Annotated in this window: 19 protein-coding genes; 6 read left to right on the top strand and 13 right to left on the bottom strand. The window is 73.6% G+C overall.

Translation table 11 applies throughout. The annotated features are described in order from the left end of the window. Positions 1–157: 157 nt before the first annotated feature. Entirely contained in the window at positions 158–3,013 is a 2,856-nt protein-coding gene (locus ACWGKU_RS31305; RefSeq protein WP_452177306.1) for a DEAD/DEAH box helicase, read from the bottom strand. Positions 3,014–3,171: 158 nt separating this feature from the next. Then, positions 3,172–4,344 (bottom strand): aminotransferase class V-fold PLP-dependent enzyme, encoded by a 1,173-nt coding sequence (locus tag ACWGKU_RS31300; RefSeq protein WP_452177283.1) that lies wholly within the window; start codon positions 4,342–4,344, stop codon positions 3,172–3,174. 151 nt (positions 4,345–4,495) lie between these two features. On the opposite strand from ACWGKU_RS31300, the gene ACWGKU_RS31295 reads away from it, so the two are divergent. Both ACWGKU_RS31295 and ACWGKU_RS31290 read left to right on the top strand, forming a co-directional pair. Continuing rightward, positions 4,496–6,562, top strand: a complete 2,067-nt coding sequence (locus tag ACWGKU_RS31295) for a S9 family peptidase (protein ID WP_401048242.1) — start codon at positions 4,496–4,498, stop codon at positions 6,560–6,562. Positions 6,563–6,928: 366 nt separating this feature from the next. Continuing rightward, entirely contained in the window at positions 6,929–9,295 is a 2,367-nt protein-coding gene (locus ACWGKU_RS31290) for an immune inhibitor A domain-containing protein (RefSeq protein ID WP_452177282.1), read from the top strand. 136 nt (positions 9,296–9,431) lie between these two features. Here the strand turns inward: ACWGKU_RS31290 and ACWGKU_RS31285 are convergent, their stop codons facing one another. Beyond that, entirely contained in the window at positions 9,432–10,889 is a 1,458-nt protein-coding gene (locus ACWGKU_RS31285; protein WP_452177281.1) for an MFS transporter, read from the bottom strand. Positions 10,890–10,936: 47 nt separating this feature from the next. Here ACWGKU_RS31285 and soxR point away from each other — a divergent pair, with 47 nt between their 5' ends. Beyond that, complete coding sequence (gene soxR, locus ACWGKU_RS31280) at positions 10,937–11,410, top strand: redox-sensitive transcriptional activator SoxR (protein WP_387693053.1); 474 nt, start codon at positions 10,937–10,939, stop codon at positions 11,408–11,410. 109 nt (positions 11,411–11,519) lie between these two features. On the opposite strand, the gene ACWGKU_RS31275 is transcribed toward soxR, so the two are convergent. Genes ACWGKU_RS31275 through ACWGKU_RS31255 form a run of 5 tightly spaced genes read right to left on the bottom strand, consistent with a single transcriptional unit; the run spans position 11,520 to position 17,226 of the window. Continuing rightward, the gene (locus tag ACWGKU_RS31275; RefSeq protein WP_359901083.1) at positions 11,520–12,521 is read right to left on the bottom strand and encodes an ABC transporter ATP-binding protein; all 1,002 of its coding nucleotides are present in this window, start codon (positions 12,519–12,521) and stop codon (positions 11,520–11,522) included. Continuing rightward, the gene (locus tag ACWGKU_RS31270) at positions 12,521–13,519 is read right to left on the bottom strand and encodes an ABC transporter ATP-binding protein (protein ID WP_380544636.1); all 999 of its coding nucleotides are present in this window, start codon (positions 13,517–13,519) and stop codon (positions 12,521–12,523) included. The genes ACWGKU_RS31275 and ACWGKU_RS31270 overlap by 1 nt, the downstream gene beginning before the upstream one ends. Next, a complete protein-coding gene (locus ACWGKU_RS31265) occupies positions 13,519–14,505 on the bottom strand; it encodes an ABC transporter permease (protein ID WP_401043885.1) in 987 nt (328 codons plus the stop codon). Before ACWGKU_RS31265 ends, ACWGKU_RS31270 begins: the two co-directional genes overlap by 1 nt. Then, positions 14,502–15,464 (bottom strand): ABC transporter permease, encoded by a 963-nt coding sequence (locus tag ACWGKU_RS31260; protein ID WP_401043883.1) that lies wholly within the window; start codon positions 15,462–15,464, stop codon positions 14,502–14,504. The genes ACWGKU_RS31265 and ACWGKU_RS31260 overlap by 4 nt, the downstream gene beginning before the upstream one ends. A gap of 13 nt (positions 15,465–15,477) precedes the next feature. Then, on the bottom strand, positions 15,478–17,226 hold the full coding sequence (locus tag ACWGKU_RS31255) for an ABC transporter substrate-binding protein (RefSeq protein WP_401043880.1): 1,749 nt from the start codon (positions 17,224–17,226) through the stop codon (positions 15,478–15,480). 162 nt (positions 17,227–17,388) lie between these two features. Here ACWGKU_RS31255 and ACWGKU_RS31250 point away from each other — a divergent pair, with 162 nt between their 5' ends. Beyond that, positions 17,389–18,840: an aminopeptidase P family protein gene (locus ACWGKU_RS31250; protein ID WP_401043877.1), complete on the top strand. Its 1,452-nt coding sequence runs from the start codon at positions 17,389–17,391 to the stop codon at positions 18,838–18,840. A gap of 81 nt (positions 18,841–18,921) precedes the next feature. On the opposite strand, the gene ACWGKU_RS31245 is transcribed toward ACWGKU_RS31250, so the two are convergent. Genes ACWGKU_RS31245 through ACWGKU_RS31235 form a run of 3 tightly spaced genes read right to left on the bottom strand, consistent with a single transcriptional unit; the run spans position 18,922 to position 21,824 of the window. Next, positions 18,922–19,944, bottom strand: coding sequence for a nitronate monooxygenase (locus ACWGKU_RS31245; RefSeq protein WP_452177280.1), 1,023 nt, complete (start codon positions 19,942–19,944; stop codon positions 18,922–18,924). A gap of 42 nt (positions 19,945–19,986) precedes the next feature. Then, on the bottom strand, positions 19,987–20,619 hold the full coding sequence (locus ACWGKU_RS31240) for a response regulator transcription factor (RefSeq protein ID WP_359901106.1): 633 nt from the start codon (positions 20,617–20,619) through the stop codon (positions 19,987–19,989). After that, the gene (locus ACWGKU_RS31235; protein ID WP_401043870.1) at positions 20,616–21,824 is read right to left on the bottom strand and encodes a sensor histidine kinase; all 1,209 of its coding nucleotides are present in this window, start codon (positions 21,822–21,824) and stop codon (positions 20,616–20,618) included. Before ACWGKU_RS31235 ends, ACWGKU_RS31240 begins: the two co-directional genes overlap by 4 nt. 163 nt (positions 21,825–21,987) lie before the next feature. Between ACWGKU_RS31235 and ACWGKU_RS31230 the strand changes: the two genes are divergently transcribed. Next, a complete protein-coding gene (locus ACWGKU_RS31230) occupies positions 21,988–23,064 on the top strand; it encodes an ABC transporter permease (RefSeq protein ID WP_452177279.1) in 1,077 nt (358 codons plus the stop codon). Then, positions 23,061–23,744, top strand: coding sequence for an ABC transporter ATP-binding protein (locus ACWGKU_RS31225; protein WP_401043865.1), 684 nt, complete (start codon positions 23,061–23,063; stop codon positions 23,742–23,744). The genes ACWGKU_RS31230 and ACWGKU_RS31225 overlap by 4 nt, the downstream gene beginning before the upstream one ends. Before the next feature lies 1 nt (position 23,745). Here ACWGKU_RS31225 and ACWGKU_RS31220 read toward each other — a convergent pair whose 3' ends face one another. Continuing rightward, positions 23,746–24,120 carry a Uma2 family endonuclease gene (locus ACWGKU_RS31220; RefSeq protein ID WP_452177278.1) on the bottom strand — a complete coding sequence of 125 codons (375 nt, stop codon included), beginning with the start codon at positions 24,118–24,120 and terminating at the stop codon, positions 23,746–23,748. A gap of 57 nt (positions 24,121–24,177) precedes the next feature. After that, complete coding sequence (locus ACWGKU_RS31215; RefSeq protein ID WP_452177277.1) at positions 24,178–24,894, bottom strand: GntR family transcriptional regulator; 717 nt, start codon at positions 24,892–24,894, stop codon at positions 24,178–24,180. Positions 24,895–25,149 lie beyond the last annotated feature (255 nt).

Raw genomic sequence — 25,149 nt, 5'->3', positions numbered from 1 at the left:
CGCGACGCGGCGTCCGTCTCCCGCAGCCGGGGGGGGGGTGGGGTGGGGTAAGCACCACGGGGCAGGCAGGGTGCTTCCCCACCCCTTCATCCTCATCACTGGGAAGCGAGAGGGCCCGCGCGCTCGGGTGAGCGGGCGGGCCCCTTCGGGTGTCCGGCTAGCCCACGGAGGAGTAGGCGATGATGCCGCGGCGGAGGCCGTCGACGGCCTTGCGGGCGGTCCGGCGGAGTTCGACGTCCTCGCCGGCGGCGTCCTGGATCTGGCCCAGGACGTCGATCAGCTGCTTGGTCCAGCGGACGAAGTCGCCGGCCGGCATGTCGGCGTCGCGCAGGACCTGGTCGAGGTTGTGGCCGAGCGCCCAGCGGTAGGCGACCCAGGCGAAGCCGAGATCGGGCTCGCGCTGGCCGACGCCCTCCGCGGTGTTGATCCGGTGCTGCTCCTCCAGGGCGTCCAGGTGGCCCCAGATCCGGACCATCTTGCCGAGCGCCTCCTTGGCCGCGCCCTCCGGCACCCGGGGGGCGCCGGCGTCGTCGGACTGGCGGGCCTCGTACACCAGCGCCGAGGCGCAGGCGGCGAGTTCGGCGGCGGCCAGGCCGCTCCAGACGCCCTCGCGGATGCATTCGGAGGCGAGCAGGTCGAGCTCGCCGTACAGCCGGCCGAGCCGCTTGCCGTCGTCGGTGACGGTGTCGCCGTGCAGGTAGCCGAGGTCGGTGAGCAGTCCGCAGACCCGGTCGAAGGTGCGGGCGATGGTGTGGGTGCGCGAGCGCATCCGGCGTTCCAGCAGTTCGGTGTCGCGGTGCAGCCGGTGGTAGCGCTCGGCCCAGCGGGCGTGGTCCTCGCGGTCGGAGCAGCCGTGGCAGGGGTGCTGGCGCAGTTCGGTGCGCAGCCGGGTGATCTCCGGGTCGTCGGCGGCAGCCGCGCGGCCGCGCCGGAACCGCTCGGGCTCCAGGTGACCGGCCTTGGTGCGCAGGGCCGAGGCGAGGTCGCGCCGGGACTGCGGGCTGCGCGGGTTGAAGGACTTGGGGATGCGCAGCCGTTCGATCGCGACGACCGGGTGCGGGAAGTCGATCATGGCGAGCCGCTTGACCTGCCGCTCGGCGGTGAGCACCACCGGGCGGGGGCCGTCCTGGTAGTCGGGGTGGCGCGGGCCGCCCCGGCCGGAGCGGTTGACCGGCGGCAGGCCCGGGTCGAGGACCAGGGCGAGGCCGGCGAACTTGCCGGTGGGCACGTGGATGACGTCGCCCGGCTTGAGCTGCTCGATGGACTCGACGGCGGCCGCGCGGCGCTGGCTGCTGCCCTCGCGGGCCATCTCGTTCTCGCGGTCCTTGAGCCGGCGGCGCAGCTCCATGTACGCGTCGAAGTCGCCGAGGTGGCAGGTCATCGACTCGCGGTAGCCCTCCAGCCCCTCCTCGTTGCGCTGCACCTGGCGGGCGATGCCGACCACCGAGCGGTCCGCCTGGAACTGGGCGAAGGAGGTTTCCAGCAGCTCGCGCGAGCGGTGCCGGCCGAACTGGGAGACCAGGTTGACGGCCATGTTGTAGGAGGGCCGGAACGAGGACTTCAGCGGGTAGGTGCGGGTGCCGGCCAGGCCGGCCAGCGCCTCGGGGTCGAGGCCGCGCTGCCAGAGGACCACGGCGTGGCCCTCGATGTCGATGCCGCGCCGCCCGGCCCGGCCGGTGAGCTGGGTGTACTCGCCGGGGGTGATGTCGGCGTGGGTCTCGCCGTTCCACTTGACGAGCTTCTCCATGACCACCGAGCGGGCGGGCATGTTGATGCCGAGCGCCAGGGTCTCGGTCGCGAAGACGGCCTTGACCAGGCCCTTCACGAAGAGCTCCTCGACGACCTCCTTGAACCGGGGCAGCATCCCGGCGTGGTGGGCGGCGATGCCGCGCTCCAGCCCGTCCAGCCACTCGAAGTAGCCGAGGACGTGCAGGTCCTCGTCGGGGATGTCGGCGCAGCGCTCCTCGACGATCGCCCGGACCCGGGCGCGGTCCGCGTCCTTGTTGAGCCGCAGGCCGGAGCTGAGGCACTGCTGGACGGCGGCCTCGCAGCCGGCCCGGCTGAAGATGAAGGTGATCGCGGGCAGCAGGCCCTCGGCGTCGAGCCGGTCGATGACGTCCACGCGGCTCGGCGTCCAGACCCGGCCGGGCCGGCCGTTGGGCATCGAGCGGCCCCGGCCGCGGCCGAAGCGGTCGCGCGGGTTGCGGTCGAGCTCGGAGCGGGCGAGCCGGACCAGCTCGGGGTTGACGGCCTTGCCGGGGTTCTTCAGGTTGTGCTTGGGGCGGCCGTCGCGGTCGGGGTCGGCGAACAGGTCGTACATCCGGTTGCCGGCCATCACGTGCTGCCACAGCGGCACGGGGCGGGTCTCGGAGACGATCACCTTGGTGCCGCCGCGCACGGTGTCCAGCCAGTCGCCGAACTCCTCGGCGTTGGAGACGGTCGCGGAGAGCGAGACGAGGGTGACCGACTCGGGGAGGTGGATGATGACCTCCTCCCAGACGGCGCCGCGGAGGCGGTCGGCGAGGTAGTGCACCTCGTCCATCACGACGTAGCCGAGGCCGTCGAGGGTGCTGGAGCCCGCGTAGAGCATGTTGCGCAGCACCTCGGTGGTCATCACCACCACGGGTGCGTCGCCGTTGACGGTGTTGTCGCCGGTGAGCAGGCCGACCTTGGCGGCGCCGTAGCGCTTGACCAGGTCCCCGTACTTCTGGTTGGAGAGCGCCTTGATCGGCGTGGTGTAGAAGCACTTGCGGCCCGCGGCCAGGGCCAGGTGCACGGCGAACTCGCCGACGATGGTCTTCCCGGAGCCGGTGGGGGCGGCGACCAGGACGCCGGATCCGGCCTCCAGCGTCTCGCAGGCCGCCAGCTGGAAGTCGTCCAGCGGGAAGTCGTAGAGCTGCTGGAAGCCGTACAGGGCGGTGGCCTGCTCCTTGGCCCGGCGACGGCTGGCCGCGTACGCCTCGGCGGGGCTGAGCTCCTGGTCGTCCTGGGGCTCTGGATCGGGGGTGTTCATCGCCGTCCGGGTGTGGTTGGTGTGATCTCGCATCTCAGCGAGAGGTTACCCGGGAGGAGTGACATCGATAGCACCGTTTTTCCGTGACCTGGACGACCGGGACCACCGGGACCACCGACGGCCGGCCCCGGCCCCATCCCCGGCCCCGGCCCCGGGACTCAGCCCTTCAGCAGCTCCACCAGCCCGTCCGCCAGCCGCTCGTACTCCTCCGGCCGGTTGTACAGCTGCGCGCTGACCCGCAGCACCCCGCCGCCGGCCCACGGGCGGACGGCGATCCGGGTGCCGAGCCGGTGCCACACCTCGGCCATCAGCGCCTTCACCTGCGGCTCGGTCTCGCCGAACCCGTCCGGCAGCCGGACGGTGCTCATCCAGACCCCGGGGGTCGCGGGCAGCGGTGCCAGGCCGGCCCGCTCGGCCAGCACCCGGCGGCCGTACGCGGCGAGGGCCGTGTTGTGGGCGGCGACCTCCGCGTGGCCGAGGTCGCGCAGCAGTTCGAAGCCGGCCGGGGCGGCCAGCCAGGGGGTGTAGTCGCAGGTGCCGCGCCACTCCACGTTGCCCGGGAAGCCCTTGTCGTGCTCCCAGGACAGTGCCAGCGGGCGCACCCGGCCGGTCCACTCGGGGCGGACGGCGAGCACGCCGGTGGCGCGCGGGGCGAAGGCCCACTTGTGCAGGTTGCCGAACCAGAAGTCGGCGTTCGGATCGATCGGGGCGGGCAGCATGCCGGGGGCGTGGGCACCGTCGACCACGGTGGTCACGCCGCGGGCGCGCAGGTCGGCGAGCAGGGCCGGGCCGGCCACCAGGCGGGCGGTGGGCGAGGTCAGCTGGTCGAGGATCGCGACGGTGGTGCGTCCGTCCACGGCGGCGAGCACCGCCTCCCGGACGGCCTGCTCGTCCGGGGCGTCCAGCGGCACCTCGACGACCACCACGTCGGCGCCGGTCTCGGCGGCCTTGCGGACCGCGGCCCGGGTCACCGCGCCGTAGCCGTGGTCGGTGACCAGGATCCGGTCGCCGGGGGCGAACGGGATGCTGTCCAGGGCGATCGCGACCGCCTCGGTGACGTTGGCGACCAGGGCGAGCCGGTCCGGGTCGGTGTCCAGCTCGGCGGCGAGAAGGGCGCGGGCGGCGGCGATCCGGGCGGGGAGGTCGGCGAAGAAGCCGTCCGGGTCCCGCTCGTGCTCGGTGCGCAGCCGCTCCTGCGCCCGCTGCACCGGGACGGGAACGGCGCCGAACGAGCCGTGGTTCAGGTGCGCGGTCCGCGGGGACACGCTGAACAGCCGGTCGGCGGCGGGCAGGGGGGCCGGGGGTTCGGCGGTCCGCAGGTCCTCGGTCACGGTTTCCTCCGCTGGCCGGCGCACCGGTGGTCGGCGCGCCGGTGGCTCGACGTCTCGGCGGGCCGGTCGACACCGGCACGCTCACTGATGTGTGACATTTCACATGACAGACTACTGGTCGGGGCCCACACCTCGCGACCACCATCGGGCCGTGACCAACACCGACGCCTTCCTTGCCCTCAGCGCCCGTACCGGCCGGTTCGCCTTCGGCGCGCCGCGTGCGTACACCCTCGCCGAGGACGGTACCCGGCTGCTGCTGCTCCGCTCCACCGGTCCGGAGGATCCGGTCGACCGCCTCCACCTGCTCGACACCGCGACCGGCGAGGAGCGCCTGGTCGCCGACCCGGCCGCGCTGCTGCCCGGCCGCACCGGCCGCCGCGACGACCTGCCCGTCGTCGAGCGCCGGCTGCGCGAGCGCACCCGGCTGGTCGCCGCCGGCATCGGCACGTACGCCGCCACCGCCGACCTCGCCACCGCCGTCTTCACCCTGGACGGCCGGCTGTTCCGCACCGACACCACCGCCGGCACCAGCGACGAACTCCCCGTCGCCGGGCCCGCGTTCGACCCCCGGCCGGACGCCACCGGGCAGCGCGTCGCCTACGTCGCCGAGGACGCCCTGTACGTCACGCCGGCCCTCGAACCGTTCTCCCCCGCCGACGGCGCCCGCTGGGGCGTCGCCGAGTTCGCCGCCGCCGAGGAGCTCGGCCGCTCCCGCGGCCACTGGTGGCGCCCGGACGGCGGCGCGCTGCTGGCCGCCCGGGTGGACGAATCCGCCGTCCCCCGGCGCTACTTCGCCGACCCGGCGCACCCCGGCGAGGCACCCGAGGACTTCGCCTACCCGCAGGCCGGCGGCCCCAACGCGGACGTCCAGCTCTGGGTGCTCGGCCTCGACGGCACCCGGGTCCGACTGCGGTGGGACGCCGAGGAGTTCCCGTACGTCTGCGCCGCCTCCTGGGCCTCCACCGAGGAGGTGCTGCTCACCGTCGCCGACCGCCTCCAGCAGAACGTGCTGCTGCTGAGCGCCGACCCGGCCACCGGCACGAGCACCGAACTCTCCCGCACCACCGACGAGTTCTGGGTGGACGACCTGCCCGGCACCCCCGCCCGGCTGGCCGACGGCCGGCTGCTCACCGTCCACGACACCCCGCAGGCCCGCGGCCTCGCGCTGGACGGCAAGCCCCTGGACACCACCGGCCTGCAGATCCGCCGGGTCGTCGGCCGGCTGAACGGCCGACTGCTCTGCGAGACCGGCGAGGGCGACCCCTTCGACCAGTACGTCCACCTGGTCGACCCGGACGGCGGCGCCCCCGAGCCGCTCGCCTCCGGCCCCGGCACCCACACGGCCCTCGCCACCGCCGACACCCTGCTGCTCACCTCGGCCGGCCCGGAGGGCGTGCGGCGCGTCGTCAGCCGCGACGGCCGCGAGCTGCCGCTCACCGACCACAGCGCCGCGCTGCCCCACCGGGTGGAGCCGCGACTCGCCCGGGTCACCGGGCGCGCCCTGCCCAGCGCCGTGGTCTACCCGCGCGACCACGTCCCGGGCCGGCGGCTGCCCGTCCTGCTGGACGTCTACGGCGGGCCCGGCTACCAGGCGGTGGCCAACGAGCCGCGCCGCTGGCAGCTCAAGCAGTGGTGGGCCGACCAGGGCTTCGCGGTGGTCACCGTCGACAACGGCGGCACCCCGTTCGTCTCCCCCGCGTTCACCCGCACCATCTTCCGCCGCTTCTCCCAGGTGGCGCTGGACGACCAGGTCGACGCCCTGCACGCGCTCGCCGAACAGCACCCGGACCTCGACCTCGGCCGGGTGGGCGTGCGCGGCTGGTCCTACGGCGGCTACTTCGCGGCGCTCGCCGTCCTGCGCCGCCCGGACGTCTTCCACGCCGCCTGCGCGGGCGCCCCGCCCACCGACTTCCGGCTCTACGACACCGCGTACACCGAGCGCTACCTCGGCCTGCCGCAGGACAACCCCGAGGGCTACGCCGACGACTGCCTGATCACCGACGCGCCCGGCCTGGCCAGGCCGCTGCTGCTGATCCACGGGCTGGCCGACGACAACGTCCACCCCTCGCACACCCTGCTGCTCTCCCAGGCGCTCACCAGGGCCGGCCGGCCGCACAGCGTGCTGCCGCTGCCCGGGGCCACCCACATGACCCCGGGCGGCCTGATGGAGCAGCTGGCCGAGGCCGAACTCGCCTTCCTGCGGGCGTCCCTGGGGTAGTCCTTTGCACCGCCCGGGCCGGGCTGCGACGCTCCGCACGATCGCCGCCCGGCCCGGTCGGGCAGCGGCAGTGGACGCCACTGACCGCGGGCAACGCCGGACTCGCCTCCGGGCTGGAGCTCGCCCTGCACGCCACCGGGCGGAGCACCCTCGCGCTGGTCCACGGCGCACTGGTGGTGGTCAGCGTGGCCCTGGAGTACACCACCGGCCGACGGTCCGGCAGGCCAAGGGCGTCGTACCTCCTGGTGCGGCGCCCTTCCGCTTGCTCCACACCTCTTCCACGTGACCCGTCACATGTGAAATATTACCTGCGCTTCACCGACTGATGACCTGAAGGACCCCCATCCCCCCGAAAGGACCGGTCAGTTGCGCAGACTGTCCGCCGCCCTCGCCGCCGCGCTCACCACCGGCGCGATAGCGGCCACCCTGCTGGGCACCCCCGCCCAGGCCGCACCCCCGACCCCCGCCACCCTCGCCGCGGCCCAGGCCGACGCCGAACAGGGCGCCGAGGCCCCGCCCGCCCCGCTGGCCCCGCAGGAGCGCGAGCGCCAGGCGCTGCGCGGCAAGGCCCTGGAACAGCTCAACAAGGGCTCCGTCGCCAAGAGCGCCGGCAAGCGGGCCCCGGCGAAGGTGAAGATCGGCAACGACTACGTCCAGCTCGCGCACCAGCGCACGGACAAGGTCTTCGTGATCCTCGCCCAGTTCGGCGACGAGGTGGACACCACCACCCAGTGGAACGGCCAGCCCCGCTACGGCGGCAGCCCCGGCCCGGCCCACAACCTGATCCCCAAGCCGGGCAAGGACGACAACCACACCCTGTGGTCGCAGGACTTCAACCGCGACTACTACCAGAAGCTGTTCTTCGACGACTCGCCCGGCGCCGTGTCGATGCGCAACTACTACCGCACCCAGTCCTCCGGCCGGTACGACGTCGAGGGCACCGTCAGCGACTGGGTCACCCTCCCGTACAACGAGGCCCGCTACGGCAGCAACAAGGGCCCGCAGGGCTCCGGCGCCTGGACCCAGGGGCAGGAGTTCGTCCGGGACGCCGTCAAGGCCTGGTACGACGGCGAGATCGCCAAGGGCCGCTCCGCCACCGACATCAAGGCGCAGCTCGCCCAGTACGACGTCTACGACCGCTACGACCACGACAAGGACGGCGAGTTCGCCCAGCCGGACGGCTACCTGGACAACGTCGTCGTGGTGCACGCGGGCGTGGACGAGACCTGGGGCGGCGGCGCCCAGGGCGCCGACGCACTGTGGGCGCACCGCAGTTGGACCTTCCCGGACGCGACCGGGCAGACCGGCCCGGAGGGCAACAAGATCGGCGGCGCCCCCGTCGGCGACACCGGCCTGTACGTCTACGACTACGTCCAGGGGGGCGAGAACAGCGGCGTCGGCCTGTTCGCCCACGAGTACGGCCACAACCTCGGCCTGCCCGACCTCTACCCCACCAACGGCGGTGACAACAGCGTCAACTTCTGGTCGCTGATGTCCTCCGGCTCGTACCTGGGCAAGGGCCCGAACACCACCGGCGGCTACCCCGGCGACCTCGACGCCTGGAGCAAGCTGCAGTTCGGCTGGCTCGACTACGACGAGGCGCAGGCCGCCACCCGCTCCACCCACGCCCTCGGCGTGAGCAGCTACAACACCGACCAGGCCCAGGCCGTCCTGGTCCACCTGCCGGACGGCACCACCCGCACCGACCTCGCCGACCCGTACGAGGGCGCCAGGCAGTGGTGGAGCGACACCGGCGACAACCAGGACAACTCCCTGACCCGGGACGTCGACCTGCGCACCGCCGCCGGTCCGGCCGCCCTGGACGCGGCGGTCTGGTACGACACCGAGCAGGACTACGACTTCCTGACCGTCGAGGCCTCCACCGACGAGGGCAAGCACTGGACCGCCCTCGGCGGCACCGTGGACGGCGCCCCGATCGGCAACACCAGCGCCAACACCCCCGGCCTGAGCGGCGCGTCCGGCGCCTACAAGCAGCTGCACATCCCGCTGGACGGCTACCTCGGCCGGCAGGTCCGGCTGCGCTTCCACGTCACCTCGGACAGCAACACCCACGGCCGGGGCGTCCTGGTGGACGCCGTCAAGGCCACCGCCGGCGGCGCCGAGCTGTTCACCGACGGCGCCGAGAACGGCGCGAACGGCTGGACCGCCAACGGCTTCACCGCCATCGACGGCCGCACCGCCGTCAAGCAGCACCCGCGCGCGTACCTCGCCGAGAACCGCCGCTACACCGGCTACGGGGCGTTCCTGAGGACCGGCCCGTACAACTTCGGCTACAGCGGCGTCGCGGGCAAGGCCAACGTGGTGGACAACTACCCGTACCAGGAGGGCGTCCTGATCTGGCTGTGGGACACCTCGTACGGTGACAACAACACCAAGGACCACCCCGGCGGCGGGCTGATCCTGCCGATCGACGCCCGCCCGGCGCCGATCCGCTTCGCCGACGGGACGCTGGTCAACGGGCGGGCGCAGACCTACGACGCGACCTTCTCGCTCAAGCCGACCACGCCGTTCACCCTGCACAAGGGCGGCGTCGCGGTGCGCATCCCGTCGAAGCCGGCCGTCCCGGTCTTCAACGACCGCACCGGGGTCTACGGCGACCCGGCCACGCCGCAGCTGACGGTGAAGGTGCCGGACACCAACACGAAGATCGAGGTCGTCCGGGAGTCCCAGGGCGGGAAGATCACCACCGTCCGGGTGGGCCCGGCCTCCTGAGCCGGGAAGCCCCGTGGAAGCGGCCCCGGCTCCCCCCGACGACAAGGGATCCGGGGCCTGCTCGTACCCGCCGCGGCGGGGCCCGCTCGTGCCCGCCACGAGGCCTGCCACGGGGCCCGCTCGTACCCGCCGCGGCTCAGCGCCCGAGGCTGCGGGCGGTGCGCGCGGCGGTGGCCACCCCGAGGGCGGTGATCGCGGCGATCCCCAGGGTCATGTACCGGGCCGAGTCGACCGGGGTGTCCCCGCCCAGGTTGACCAGGGTGCCGGCCAGCGCCGAGGTCACCGAGAAGGCGATCAGCTGGGTGGTGTTGATCGCCGCGGCCGCCTTGCCGCCCTCCGCCGGGTCGCCGCTGCTGCGCATCGCGGCCACGCTCAGGTGTGGGAAGGCCAGGCCTATCCCGGTGCCGGCGCCGAACAGCGCCACCGCCCACAGCAGCACCCGCGGCCCGGAGGCGTGCCCGGTCTGCGTCAGCCCGTAGACCAGCAGCCCGCCGACCAGCACCAGCGGTGCGACGCGGATCGCCAGGGCCCGGCCGCGGGCCGTCCCGATCCCGACGCTGAACAGCTGGGCGGTGGTCCAGCCGGCCGAGGTCGTGGCCCCGAGGAATCCGGCCACCAGCGGGGAGAGGCCGCCCAGCTGCTGGCCGAACAGCGGGATGAAGTTCTCCGTCACCACGCCCGCGCAGAGCACCGCGACGGTCAGGTAGAGCCACTTCAGCGGGTTGCCGGCCCGGTAGGTCTGCTGCGGCAGCACCGTGGCCGCCCCGCGACGCTCGGCCGCCACGAAGCCCACCAGCAGCGCCAGTCCGGCGAGCAGGCACAGGGCCGTCGGCCAGCCGCTCGGCACCGTCGAGCTGATGCTGAAGGCGGCGGCCGCCAGGGTGAGCAGCAGCAGCGAGGGCAGCGGCACCGGGCCGCTGCCGTGCCCCGCGCCAGGGCGCCCGGGCAGCACCCGGCGGGCCAGGACCGCCAGCACCAGCGCGGCGGCCAGCAGCAGGACGTACGCCCCGCGCCAGGCGCCGAGCTGGGCGAAGAGCCCGCCCAGCGACGGTCCGACCAGGGTTCCGACGCCCCACATCGCGGAGACCAGCCCGGCCGCGCGGGTCCACAGCCGCTCCGGCAGGGCGCTGCGGATCACGGCGTAGCCGAGCCCGGCCACCAGCCCGCCGCCGAGGCCCTGCACCACCCGGCCGAGGATCAGCGCCGCCATCGACGGGCTGAGCGCGTTGACCACCGCGCCGGCGCCGAAGACCAGGAAGCCCAGCACGTAGGCCCGGGCGGCGCCGAGGCGGTCCAGCAGTCGGCTGACCAGCATCGAGGCGATGACGGCGGCCATCAGGAAGCCGGTGGCCACCCACGCGTAGTACCGCTCGCCGCCGATGTCGGCGACGATCGAGGGCATCAGGGCGGCGGTGAAGTAGAGGTTCATCGCGTACAGCGCGACGCCGCCGGCCAGGATCGAGGCGGAGGCGGCGTAGCGGCGGGAGAAGAGTTCGCGCCACCCGCCGGGGGCTCCCGCGGACGGCGACTCCGACGGGTAACTATCCAGCTCGGCGGTGGTGGTGTCGTTGTCGACGGCAGCTGATTCGGTCACGTCCGGTACGCTAGGACTTCAAGAGAACTTGAAGTCAAGGAGCCGCCATGACCACCGCGCCGGTCGATCTGCTGAGCGTCGGCGAGGTGGCCCGGCGGGCCGGGATCGCGACCTCGGCGGTGCGCTTCTACGAGGACCAGGGGCTGATCTCCTCCGAGCGCACGACGGGCAACCAGCGGCGCTACCGGCGGCACGTGCTGCGCCGGATCTCGCTCATCCTGGTCGCCAAGCGGCTCGGCATCCCGCTCTCCGAGGTCGCCGAGGTGTTCACCGGCCTGCCCGAGGACCGGATGCCCGGCAAGCACGACTGGGAGCGGATCTCCCGGCGCTGGGCCGAGCAGCTGCGCGCCCGCCGGGCCGAGCTGGAGCGGCTGGAGGACGAACTGACCGGCTGCATCGGCTGCGGCTGCGTGTCGCTGCGCCGCTGCCGGGTGCTCAACCCGGGGGACGAGCTGGCCGCCGAGGGGCCCGGCCCGCGCCGGCTGCTGCCGGAGGAGGGCCTGCTGCCCGCCGAGGAGTGAGCGGGCAGCAGGAGCGGGCGCGGGAAAGTGGGCGGGGAAAGGGTGGAACCCGGCCGGACGCGGCCCTCGCAGGGTTCCCCGCCGCGTCCGACCGGGGGCTTGTGCGGCCTCAGGCCTCCGGGAAGTGGCAGGCGGCCTGCCGCTCGCCGGGCCCGGCGATCCTCAGCAGCGGCCGCTCGGTCCGGCAGATGTCCTGGGCCTTGGGGCAGCGCGGGTGGAAGGTGCAGCCGGGCGGCGGGTCGGCCGGGCTCGGCGGGTCGCCGAGCAGCACGATCCGCTCCCGGTTGCGCTCCGCCTCCGGGTCGGGCAGCGGGACGGCGGACAGCAGCGCCCTGGTGTACGGGTGCGCGGGAGCGCCGTACACCTCGGCCTTGTCGCCGATCTCCACGATCCGGCCCAGGTACATCACCGCGACCCGGTCGCAGACCCGCTTGACCACCGAGAGGTCGTGCGCGATGAACACGTACGCCAGCCCCAGCTCCTTCTGGAGCCGCTCCATCAGATTGACCACCTGGGCCTGGATGGAGACGTCCAGCGCGGAGACCGGCTCGTCGGCGATCACCAGCCGCGGCGAGGTGGCCAGCGAGCGGGCGATACCGATGCGCTGGGCCTGGCCGCCGGAGAACTCGTGCGGGTAGCGGTCCAGGTGCTCGGGGATCAGCCCGACCAGCTCCATCAGCTCGCCGGCCCGCTTGCGCGCGTCCGCCGCGCTCCCGCCCTGGACCAGCAGCGGCTCGGAGATGATCCGGGCCACCGTCTGGCGGGGGTTGAGCGAGGAGTACGGGTCCTGGAAGACCATCTGGAGGTCGCGCCGGTGCGGGCGCAGCCGGGCCTGGGAGAGCCCGCCGATCTCGGTGCCGTCGAAGGTGACGGTGCCCGAGGTCGGGTCGAGCAGCCGGACGATCATCCGCCCGGTGGTGGACTTGCCGCAGCCGGACTCGCCGACCAGGCCGAGCGTCTCGCCCGCGCCGACGTCGAAGCTCACCCCGTCCACCGCCCGGATCGGCGCCCCGGGCCGGCCGGTGCGGCCGCGCCGGCCGGGGAAGGTCTTCACCAGGTCCCGGACGGACAGCAGCGGCGCGGTCGCGCCCTTGGTCGACGGTGTGGTCATCACAGCACCCCTTCCGGCACCAGCGGCAGGTGGCAGGCGGCCTGGTGGCCGGGGGCGAGCCGGTCGAGCACGGGGCGCTCGGCCAGGCAGCGGGTGTGCTCCTCGGCGGACGCCGCGGTGGTGCGGGCGCAGCGCGGGGCGAAGGAGCAGCCGGGGGCGGGGGCGATCAGCGACGGCGGGCTGCCGGGGATGGCCCGCAGCGGGGCGTCGTCGGCGTCGTCCAGGCGCGGCAGCGAGTCCAGCAGGCCGCGCGTGTACGGGTGCGCGGGCTGCGCGAACAGCCGGTCCACCGGGGCCTGTTCGGCGGCCCGGCCGCCGTACATGACCAGCACCTCGTGGGCGACCCGGGCGACCACGCCGAGGTCGTGGGTGATCATCACGACGCCGAGGCCGCGCTCCTGCTGGATCCGGGCGATCAGGTCGAGGATCTGCGCCTGGACGGTGACGTCGAGGGCCGTGGTGGGCTCGTCGGCGATCAGCAGCTCGGGCTCGCAGGCGAGCGCCATGGCGATCATGACGCGCTGGCGCATGCCGCCGGAGAACTGGTGCGGGTACTCGTCGACCCGGCGGGCCGGCTCCGGGATGCCGACCTCGGCCAGCATCTCCACCGCCTTGGCCCGCCCGGCCTTGCGGTTGGCCTTGAAGTGCACCCGGTAGTGCTCGGCGATCTGCTCCCCGACGGTGTAGAAGGGGTGCAGGCTGGACAGCGGGTCCTGGAAGATCATCGCGATCCGGCGGCCCCGGACGGTGCCCAGCTCCCGCTCCCCGAGCCCGTTCAGCTCCTGCCCGTTCAGCCGGATCGAGCCGGTGACGGCGGCGCCGCGGTGCAGGCCCATGACGGCGAGCGAGGTGACGGACTTTCCGCTGCCCGACTCGCCGACCAGCCCGAGGGTGCGCCCGGCCTCGACGGCGAAGGAGATCCCGTCCACCGCGCGGACGGTGCCGCGCGGGGTGTCGAAGGCGACCTTGAGGTCCTCGACCTCCAACAGCCTGGTCATCAGTACCTCACTCTCGGGTCGACGAACGCGTAGAGCAGGTCGACCAGCAGGTTCGCCGCGACGATGAAGAAGGCCGCGAGCAGGGTGACCCCGAGGATGACGGGCTGGTCGGAACGGGCCAGGCCGTCGTAGAACAGCCGGCCGACGCCGGGCAGGCCGAAGATCGACTCGGTGATGACCGCGCCGGCCAGCAGGCCGCCGAGGTCCATGCCGAAGATGGTCAGGATCGGCGTCATCCCGGCGCGCAGCCCGTGCTTGACGGTGACCGTCCGCGGCGGCAGGCCCTTGGCCCGGGCGGTGCGGATGTACGGCTCGGCCATCGCCTCGATCATCGAGTTGCGGCTCTGCCGGGCGTACATGGCCGCGTACAGCAGGGCCAGCGCGATCCACGGCAGCAGCAGGTTGGAGCCCCACTCGAAGGGGTTCTCGGTGAACTTGTGGTACGAGGGGTAGGGCAGCAGCCCGACCGTCCTGACGACGCCCCAGATCAGCATGATCGAGGTGAAGTAGACCGGCAGCGAGGCGGCGCCGACGGACAGCACCATCAGCGTCTTGTCGACCGGTCGGCCCTTGCGCAGCGCCGAGGTGACGCCCGCGCCGAGGCCGAGGAGCAGCCAGAGCACGGCCGCGCCGAGGGCCAGCGAGACGGAGACCGGCAGCCGGTCGGTGAGCAGGTCCCAGACCGGCAGCCCGTACTCGTAGGAGTAGCCGAGGCAGGGGAAGCCGCAGTGCACCGCGCTGGGGCCGGAGCCGTAGTCGCGGCCGGCGAAGATGCCGCCGAGGTAGGCCAGGAACTGCTCCCAGACCGGCTTGTCCAGGCCCATCGCCGCCTTGACGTCGGCGAGCCGCTCGGGGCTGCAGGTCTTGCCGCAGGCGGCCGCGGCCGGGTCGTTGGGCAGCAGGTAGAAGATGGTGAAGGTGATGGCGCAGATGGCGAGCAGGATGCCCGCCACACCGAGCAGGCGGCGGCCGAGGTAGAGGATCACGACCGGCCTCCCCGGGGGTCGAGGATGTCCCGCAGCGCGTCCCCGAGCAGGGTGAAGGCGAGCACGGCGACGAACAGGAAGGCGGTCGGGATCAGGAAGTAGGTCGGGTCGGTCTCGTAGTGCACGATGCTCTCGGCGATCATCTGGCCCCAGGACGCGGTCGGCGGGCGGACGCCCACGCCGAGGTAGCTGAGCGCGGCCTCGGTGGCGATCATGCCGGGGATGAGCAGGGTGGTGTAGGCGATGATCGGGCCGGAGACGTTCGGCAGGATCTCGCGGGTGAGGATCCGCCAGGAGCGCGCCCCGCCGACCTTGGCGGCCTCGACGTACTCGCGGTGCTTGAGCGAGAGGGTCTGGCCGCGCACCACCCGGGCGATGCCGGGCCAGGTGAACAGCCCGATCACCAGGGTGATCAGCAGGATCCGGTTGACGTCCTTGGCCACCGACATCATCGCGATCATGAAGATCAGCGAGGGGAAGGACATCGTGAGGTCCATCAGCCGGGACAGCAGGGTGTCGACGCGGCCGCCGAAGTAGCCCGCCGCGATGCCGGCCAGGGTGCCGGTGATCACGACGACGGCGGTCGCGGTGAAGGCGATCAGCAGGGAGACCTGCCCGCCGTGCAGCACCCGGGCGAACAGGTCGCGGCCGCTGCCCGGCTCGACGCCCAGCCAGTGCCGGGCGCTGATGCCGCCGAAGTCGCCCCTGGGCACGCCGCCCAGGTACGGGTCGATGGCGCGCTTGTCGAACTCCTCGGGGGTCCAGCCGCCGAGCGCGCTGAGCGGCCCGGCCAGCGCGGTGACCAGGACCAGCACGCCGACGGTGATCAGCCCGAACCGGGCCGGGCCCTTGGCCCACAGCTGGTCCCAGACCAGCCGCCAGGGCCCGCGCCCGGCACTCTTCTTGGCGCCCCCCGCCGCGGCGTCGGCCACGGCGGAGGGCTCAGTGGTGGTACTCATCGCTGCCGGCCCCTCACTTGCCCTTGGCGGGGTCCTTGAGGCCGATGGCACCCAGGTCGAGCATCCCGGCGAAGCCCGAGTTGCCGAACGCGCCGGCCACGTTGGTGCCGACCAGCAGGGGGCGGCGCTGCCAGATCAGCGGGACGGCCGGGGCCTTCGTCGCCAGGTCCTGGTCCAGCTGCTGCCAGGCCTTGTTGGCCTCGTTGACGTCCGTCATGGCCGCGATCTGGTCCATCCGGTCCATCGTGGCCTGGTCCTTGAACTGGCTCAGGTTGCCCTGGTTGCCCTTCTCCTTGATGGTGCGGCCGTCGAACTGGAACGGCAGGAAGGTCGCACCGGAGGGGTAGTCCGGACACCAGCCGCTGATGGTCAGGTCAGGGGCGTTCTTGGTGTCGCCGACGGTGTCCTGGTAGGCGGACGGGTCGGTGGTGTTGATGGTGACCTGGACGCCGGCCTTGGCCAGCGACTGCTGGATCGCCTCGGCCCGGCTCTTGTCACCGAGCGAGACGGTGAGCGAGACCTTGAGGTCGCTCTTGCCGGCCTCCTGGAGCAGCTTCTTGGCCTTCTCCTGGTCGCCGGCCGCCGGGATCTTCAGCGGGTCGGACTTGACGCCGGCGGTCAGCGAGGGCGGCAGGTAGGAGGTCGCCACGTCGGCCATCGCCGGGCCGCCGAAGGCCGTGACCTGCGCCTCGCGGTCGACCGCCCACATCATCGCCTCGCGCACCTTCGGGTCGTCGAAGGGGGCCTTGGCGGTGTTCAGGTACAGCATGTCGGTGCAGCCGGTGACCTCGGCGGCCATCCGGGCCTTGACGTCCGGCTTGGGCAGCACCTTGGCGACGGTCTCGTGCGCCATCCAGGGCATGTTGATCGCGTTGGCGTCGGCGCCGTCGCTGGCGATGATCCGGTCGTCGGCCTGGCCGCCCTTGATGCCCTCGGTGACCACGACCTTGTCCGGGTAGGCCTTGCGGACGGTGTCGGTGGCCGGGTCCCAGTTGGTGTTGCGGACCAGCACCAGCTGCTTGCCGCGGTCGTAGGTCTCGATCTTGTACGGGCCGGAGGAGAACGGCCGGGCGTCGTACTGGGTGCCCTTCTCCTGGGACTGCGGCACCGGGGAGAAGGTCGGCAGCGAGACGGTGGAGGAGAACTCGGCGACCGGGCGCTTCAGGTGGAAGACGATCGTCCTGTCGTCCGGGGTCTCGATGCTCGCCAGGTGCTCGCCGTTCAGCGGGCCCTTGTAGTTCTCGCCGCCGGCCAGGTACTGGATCGCGTAGTCGGGGCCGCCGGTGAGGTCCGGGGAGTAGGACCGCTCGACGTTGTACTTGATGTCGGCGGACTTGATCGGCGTGCCGTCCTCGTACTTGAGGCCGTCCTTGAGGGTGAAGGTCCACACCTTGCCGCCCTCGGAGGACTTGCCCAGGTCGGTGGCGAGGTCCGGGACGATCTCGCTGCCGGTGGCACCGGGCTCGGACTTGAAGGTGGTCAGGGTCCGGTAGAGCAGCCGGGTGCCGAAGTCCATGTGCGGCACCACCCAGTTGCGGGCCGGGTCGAGGTGCGCGAAGTCCTGGTTGGTCAGGACGGTGAGGGTCCCGCCCTTGACGGGGGTGCCGCCGATGATCGAGCCGGACGCGGCGCCCGGGCCCTTGCTGTCGGAGGGGGCGGCGTCGCTGCCGCTGTCACTCTTGTCGTTGGAGCAGGCCCCGAGGCCGAGGGTGAGGGTCGCCGCGAGGGCCGCCGCGAGGGCGGCGTGGGTGCGCCTGGTCATGTGCAACTCCGCTGTGGGGGGCCCGATCCGCCGGATCTGGCCGCTGCGCTGTGTGACCCGTAACATAGTAATGTGAAATTGCACTGCACAAGAGGTGACGGCTCCCGTTACCGAGCTGTGTCCGTGCCAGGCATCTCCCCAGCCCCACCAAGGAGTTCACCGGTGACCCTTCCCCCGACCGGCCTCAACACCGGGAGCCACGACCTCCCGGTCTCCCCCGCCCTCGCCTCGTTCATGGGCACCCGGTGGGCCGCCACCCCCATTCCCGCCGACCTGCGCGTCCCCGGCCACGACCGCTTCCCCGGCCGCCGCGCCCGGCTCTCCGCCGCCTTCCCCGGCGAGCGGCTGATCGTCCCGGCCGGCCGGCTCAAGGTCCGCTGCAACGACCTCGACTACCGCTTCCGCCCGCACAGCGCGTACGTCTGGCTCACCGGCCTCACCGGGGAGGACCAGGCCGACCACGTCCTCGTCCTCGAACCGGCCGGCCCCGAGGGCCACGAGCCGGTGCTCTACCTGCGCCCGCGCTCCCCCCGCGACGGCGGCGAGTTCTACCGCGACCGCCGCTACGGCGAGTTCTGGGTCGGCGCCCGGCCCGACCTCGCCGAGGCGGCACAGCTCACCGGGGTGCGCACCGAACACCTCGACGACCTCGGCAAACTGCTCACCGGCCCCCAGCCGCCCACCCGGGTACTGGCCGGCACCGACCCGCTGGTCGACGAGGCCACCGGGCGCCCGAACGGCGACCACCGGGACAGCGAACTGGCCGCCGTCCTCTCCGAATTGCGCCTGGTCAAGGACGAATGGGAGATCGGACAGCTGCAACTGGCCGTCGACCACACCACCACCGGCTTCGAGGACGTCGTCCGCGCCCTGCCCACCGCACTGCGCCACCACCGCGGCGAGCGCTGGATCGAGGGCGTCTTCGACCTGCGCGCCCGCGCCGAGGGCAACGGCACCTCCTACACCACCATCGCCGCCTCCGGCGCCCACGCCTGCGTGCTGCACTGGATCCGCAACGACGGCGCCCTCGACCCGAACTCCCTGCTCCTCCTGGACGCCGGCGTCGAGACCGACACCCTCTACGCCGCCGACATCACCCGCACCCTCCCGCTCAGCGGCACCTTCACCCCGGTCCAGCGCCAGGCCTACGATCTCGTCCTCGCCGCCCAGAGCGCCGGCATCGCCACACTGCGCCCGGGGGCCCGGTTCCGCGACTTCCACCGCGCCGCCATGCGGGTCATCGCCGAAGGCCTCGCCGACTGGGGCGTCCTGCCCGTCTCCGCCGAGGAGGCCCTCGCCGAGGACAACGGCCTCTACCGCCGCTACACCCTCTGCGGCAGCGGCCACATGCTCGGCCTCGACTACCACGACTGCGCCAAGTCGCGCGCCGACCGCTACCTCGACGGCACCCTGGAGGAGGGCATGGTCCTCACCGTCGAGCCCGGCCTCTACCTCCAGCCCGACGACGAGACCCTCCCCGCCGAACTCCGCGGCCTCGGCATCCGCATCGAGGACGACCTGGTCATCACCGCCGACGGCGCCCACCTGATGTCCGGCGCCCTCCCCCGCACCGCCACCGACGTCGAATCCTGGATGGCGGACCTGTTGTCCTGAGGAGGCAGCGGACGATCAAGCCACCTTGATCGTCCGCTCCCCCTGCCGGACGGTGACTTCGACCTCCCCGCCGATCCCGCGCTACCCCCGCGCCGACCGCCACAGGTCGATGACGATCGCCTCCGCCGGGCCCGTGCGGGCCAGGTGGTGGGCGGTGCCGGCCCAGAGGTGCATGGCGGCCGTGTCGCCGCGGCGGGCGGCGGCGGCGCGCAGGGGGGTGGTGAGGCGGTTGACCTCGGGGTAGGCGGCCGGGGCGTACGGGCCGTGGCGGTCGATGAAGGCGTTGCGCAGGCCGCGGGCCGGGCGGCCGGTGAAGGCGCGGGTGACGACCGTCTCCGGCAGCTCGACGAGCGCGGCCCGGTGGGCGGCCGCGGCCCCGGACTCGTCCGACCGCAGCAGGGCCGTGCCCAGCTGCACCGCCACCGCTCCCGCCCGCAGGGCCGCCGCGACGGCCGGGCCGTCGCCGAGCCCGCCCGCGGCGATCAGCGGCAGCGCCGTCACCTCCCGCACGGCGGGCAGCAGGTGGAGCAGCGGCAGCTCCCCCGGCTCGTCCGTCACCCGGTGGGTGCCGCGGTGGCCGCCCGCCTCCGGGCCCTGCACGCACAGCGCGTCCATCCCGACCGCCTGCGCCGCCCGCGCCTCCTCCGGCGTGGTGACGGTGCCGATCTGGGTCGTCCCGGCCGCCCGCAGTGCCGCCGCCGCCTCGGCCGTCGGCAGCCCGAAGGTGTACGAGACCACCGGCACCGGGTCCGCGAGCAGCGCGGCCAGCTTGGCCTCCCAGTCGTCCCGGTCCGGCCCGTCCTCCTCCGGCAGCGTCACGCCCCACCGCTCGGCCTCGGGCCGCAGCCGCTCCCGGTAGGCGGCGACGGCCGCCCGGTCCCCGGGCGTGCCCGGCACGAAGAGGTTCACCCCGTACGGCCGGCCGGTCGACGCCCGCACCGCGGCGATCTGCTCGGACATCCCGGCGGCGGTCCTCATCCCGGCGGCCAGGAAGCCCAGCCCGCCGGCCCGGTTCACCGCCGCGACCAGTGCGGGCGTCGAGGGCCCGCCCGCCATCGGGGCGGCGATCACGGGGACGGCGAGCTCGTCGAGCCGGACGGTCATCGGGCGCTCCTCACACTGCTGCGGGTACGGAACACCCCCACCCTACGCTCGGCGGATCAGCCCCCGCCGCCGCGCCTCGCGCACCGCCGCCGTGCGCGAGTCCACCCCCAACTTGGTGTAGATGTGCACCAGATGGGACTTCACCGTGGCCTGGCTCAGGTGCAGCCGCTGGCTGACCTGCTGGTTGGTCAGCCCGTCCGCGACCAGCCCCAGCACCTCGGTCTCCCGGGCGCTGAGCGCCGCCGCCGGCGTCCGCATCCGCTCCAGCAGCCGGTCCGCGACGCTGGGCGCCAGCGCGCTGCGCCCGGCCGCGGCGGCCCGTACGGCCTGGGCGAGCTCCTCCGGCGGGGCGTCCTTCAGCAGGTAGCCGGTGGCGCCCGCCTCCAGGGCCGGCAGGGTGTCCGCGTCGGTGTCGTACGTGGTGACGACCAGGACCCGCGGCGCGCCCGCCCGGGCGGTGATCGCCGCGGTGGCCTGCGCCCCGTTCATCGCCGAGCCCGGCCCGAACTGGAGGTCCATCAGCACCACGTCCACGCCCGGCTCCGCCGCCAGCTCGACGGCCCGCTCGGCGGTGGCCGCCTCCGCCACGATGGCGAAGTCCGGCTCGCACTCCAGCACCGCCCGCAGCCCGGCCCGCACCACCGGGTGGTCGTCCGCGATGAGCAGCCTGATCACGGGCCGGCCTCCGGGGTGACCGGCAGCTGCACCGCCACCGTGGTGCCCTGCCCGGGCGCCGACTCCACCGTGAAGCGGCCGCCGAGCGCCCGCGCCCGGGCCCGCATCGAGGGCAGCCCGAACCCGCCGTCCCCGTCGGGGCGGCCGGCCGCCACCACCGCCGGGTCGAACCCGGCGCCGTCGTCGTACACGTCCAGTGCCACTTCGCCCTCCATGTAGCTGAGCGTCACGTCGGCCCGCGAGGCGCCCGCGTGCCGGACGGTGTTGCCGAGCGCCGACTGCGCGATCCGCAGCAGCGCGACCTCCTGCGCGGCCGGCAGCCGGACCGGGTCGCCGAAGACGTGCAGGTGGACGGGCAGCGTGCCGTGCGCCGTCGTCGTCGCGCACAGCCGCTCCAGCGCGACCGGCAGCGGGTCGCCGTCCAGCGCGGGCGGGGTGAGCGCCCGGACGAACCTGCGGGCCTCGTCCAGGTTGTCCTGGGCGGCCTGCCGCGCCTGTTCGACGTACCCGGCGGCGGCCTCGGTGCGCTCCGGCAGGGCCCGCTGGGCCGCCCGCAGCAGCAGCTGGATGGAGCTGAGGCTCTGCGCGAGGGTGTCGTGGATCTCCCGGGCGAGCCGCTCCCGCTCGGCCAGCACCCCGGCCGCGTGGTGCGCGGCGGCGGCGTCGGCGCGGGCGGCGGTCAGTTCGTCGATCAGCCGGCGGCGCTCCTCGCTCTCCCGGTACAGCGCCTGGTAGCCGAGCACGGTGGCGGTGGCGACGGCCGCGCCGAGCGCGGGCCCGATCGAGGCGGCGAAGCTGAAGCTGTGCTGGTGCCAGGACCAGGCGGCGATCGACGCGGCGGCGGTCAGCCCGACGGCGACGAGCCCACCGCGCCGCCCCAGCAGGTGCAGTTCCAGGAAGTACAGCGGGAACGCCAGCCAGACCCCGTCCTGGGTGGCGATCAGCACGCCCGCCCAGGTGGCGCCGAGCAGCACCAGCCAGAGCGCGGCCGCCCGGCGCGAGCGGCGCACGGCGGCCAGCTGCGGGCCGACGGTGTAGACGGCGGCCATCGCGGTGGCCGCGGCGGCGACGGCGGCGGGGTCGCCGCCCCGGTCGACGAAGACGGCCCGGGCGACCGCGAGCGCGAGCAGGCCCGCAACGAGCAGGTGCAGGCAGACCTGGAGGACGCGGGCGACGGGGGTGGTTCTGGATCGTTCGGTCGCCATCCGTCCAGCCTAAGTTCCGCGCTGGCGTCCGGCATCAATCAAAAGGTTGAACTCGGTCTCTTCCCTTTGATGCCCAGGATGCAATCCCCGGCGCGATGCCCCGGGGCCCCTCCGTCCGGGACGGTGGAAGAGTCGAAAACACCTGTGCAGAGGAAGGTTCACCGTGTTCGTCGCCTGGAGGGACCTGAGGTTCGCCAAGGGGCGGTTCGCCTTGATGGGGACCGTCATCGTGCTGATCACCGTACTGGTCGGCCTGCTGTCCGGGCTGACCGCCGGGCTCGGTCGGCAGAACATCTCCGCGATCACCGGCCTGCCCGCCGACCACCTGGTCTTCGGCAAGCCGGCCGACGGGCAGACGCTCTCCTTCACCGATTCCCAGGTCACCCCCGACCAGTGGCAGGGCTGGGCCCGCGAGCCCGGCGTCACCTCCGCCCAGCCGCTCGGCATCACCACCACCAAGGCCGCCGCCGGGCAGCGCACCGCCGCGCTCTCCGCCTTCGGCGTCCCGGAGGACTCCGGGCTCGCCCCGCAGGGCACCCGGATCGCCCCCGGCCAGGCCGTGCTGTCCAGGACCGCCGCCGAGAACCTGGGCGGCCTCGCCCCCGGCGCCGAGTTCACCCTCGGCGGCCACCCGCTGCGGGTCGCCGCCGTCCAGGGCGACGCCGCGTACAGCCACACCCCGGTGATCTGGACCTCCCTCGGCGACTGGCAGCAGGCCGCCCCCGGCGGCACCGGCCACGCCACCGTCATCGCCCTCACCACGGCGAAGGGCGCCGACCTGGCCGCCGCCGACGCCCGCCACGGCACCGAGACCCGCACCCGCGACGACGCCCTCACCGCGATCGGCTCCTACACCTCGGAGAACGGCTCCCTCCAGCTGATGCGCGGCTTCCTGTTCGCCATCTCCGCCCTGGTGATCGGCGCGTTCTTCACGGTCTGGACGATCCAGCGCAGCGGCGACATCGCCGTCCTCAAGGCCCTCGGCGCCTCCACCCGCTACCTGCTGCGCGACGCCCTCGGCCAGGCCGTCCTGCTGCTGGTGCTCGGCACCCTGCTGGGCACCGCGGTCGCGGTCGGCTTCGGCGCGCTGATCGGCTCCGCCGTCCCCTTCGTCCTGGACGCCCCGACCGTCCTGCTGCCCGCCGCCGTCATGATCGCCCTCGGCGCGATCGGCGCGGCCCTGTCCATCCGCCGGATCACCTCCGTCGACCCGCTGACCGCCCTGGGGAGCGCCCGATGAGCTTGACCCTCGACCGCATCACCCTGACCTACCCGGACGGCGACGGCCGGCTCACGGCCCTGGACGAGGTCTCGCTGACCGTCCCCAAGGGCTCGCTCACCGCCGTCGTCGGCCCCTCCGGCTCCGGCAAGTCCAGCCTGCTGGCGGTCGCCGCCACCCTGATCACCCCGGACACCGGGCAGGTCGTCATCGACGGCACCGACACCACGGGCCTCGACCGGGCGGAACTCACCGCACTGCGCCGCACCAGGATCGGGATCGTCTTCCAGCAGCCCAATCTGCTGCCCTCGCTCACCGCGGTGGAGCAGCTGCAGGTGATGGCCCACCTGGACGGCCGCGCCCCGCGCACCGCCCTGCCCCGGGCCCTGGAACTCCTGGACGCCGTCGGCCTGCGCGACCAGGCCGCCCGCCGCCCGCACCAGCTCTCCGGCGGCCAGCGCCAGCGGGTCAACATCGCCCGCGCGCTGATGAACGACCCCACCGTCCTGCTGGTGGACGAACCGACCAGCGCCCTCGACCACGAGCGCGGCGCCGCCGTCCTGGACCTGATCACCGACCTCACCCACCGCCGGGCCACCGCCACCGTCCTGGTCACCCACGACCGCACCCACCTGACGGCCGTCGACCAGGTCGCCGAGGTCCACGACGGCCGGCTGACCCTGCCCGCGGCGGCGCTCTGACCTACTTGTTGGCCGTCAGCACGTCGTCCACCGAGAGCGTCACCGACGCTCCGATCGACTCCGGCAGGGTGAAGGACTGGCCGGGGCGGTGGACGGCGTGCACCCGGTACTCGCCGTCGTCGGGTTCGGTCAGCACCATCACGCGCTGGTTCATCCGGTCCACGATCACGTAGACCGGCACCCCCGCCGATGCGTAGGCGGCAGGCTTCTTCTTCAGGTCGTCACCGAAATCGGAGGAGGTCACCTCCAGCACGAGCCGGAAGACCGCCGGGTCGTAGCAGTTGTACTCGATCAGGTGATCGTCGCTGTACGCGTCGAGGATCGACAGGTCGGGGATCGCGAAATTCCTCCTGGCTGCCGATGTCGAGAGCATCATCGTAGAACTCGGACGCCTCCCGGCGCCCGATCCTCGATCCTCACCCGGACGAGTGGTTCAGCTCCGGCGGGCCCCGAGTCGCAGGGCCGAGGCCTCCGGCTCGGCGGGCTTCTCGCTGCCGGCCCACAGCGAGCGGACGTGGCTGAGGTGGCGGGTCATGCAGGCCTCGGCGCCGGCGGAGTCCCCGGCGAGCATCAGGTCCAGCAGCTCCAGGTGCTCCTCGGCCGAGGAGACCAGCTCGCCGCGCTCGTCGAGCCGGTTGAGGCCGTACAGCCGCGAGCGCTTGCGCAGGTCGCCGACGACCTCGACCAGGCGGGAGTTGCCGGCCAGCCCCAGCACGTCCAGGTGGAACTGGCGGTCGGCCTCCAGGTAGCCGATCAGGTCGTGCTTGCGGGCCGCCGCGACGATCGCCTCGGCCTGCGGGCGCAGCCGTTCCAGCTGCTCCTTGGTGGCGGTGCGCGCCACCCGGCCGACGGTCGGGACCTCGATCAGGGCGCGGATCTCGGTGAAGTCGTCGAGGTCGCGGTCGGTCAGCTCGGTGACGCGGAAGCCCTTGTTGCGGACGGCCTCGACGAGGCCCTCGCGGGCGAGGTCGAGCATGGCCTCGCGGACCGGGGTCGCGGAGACCCCGAAGTCGGCGGCGAGCGCGGGTGCGGAGTAGACCACGCCGGGGCGCAGTTCGCCGGAGATCAGGGCCGCCCGGAGTGCGTGGGCGACCTGGTCGCGAAGCCGCTCCTGTACGGAGATCAGGGTGCGGGATTTGAGGTCGGCCATGGTGTTCCTCCGGGTGGGTGCAGAACACCAGCGTACAATGTCACGTTACGTTGCGTACGCGACAGCCGGTGATTCGAACACCCGTCACCGGCCCGCCGGGCCGGCCCTCCGTGACGCCGAATGCCATGGTGGCAGCGGGCGGGGGGCCGGTCCAACGCCCGCCGCGGCCCCTAGTAAGGGGCCCCCCGGGGGGGACGCCCCGCCGGACCCGCCCCCCCCGGGGGGCACAAAGGGCCCCCCCGCGCCCGCCCCCCC

This window comes from Kitasatospora sp. NPDC054768, from assembly GCF_053612025.1.
This window is presented reverse-complemented; position numbering and strand designations above follow the sequence as displayed.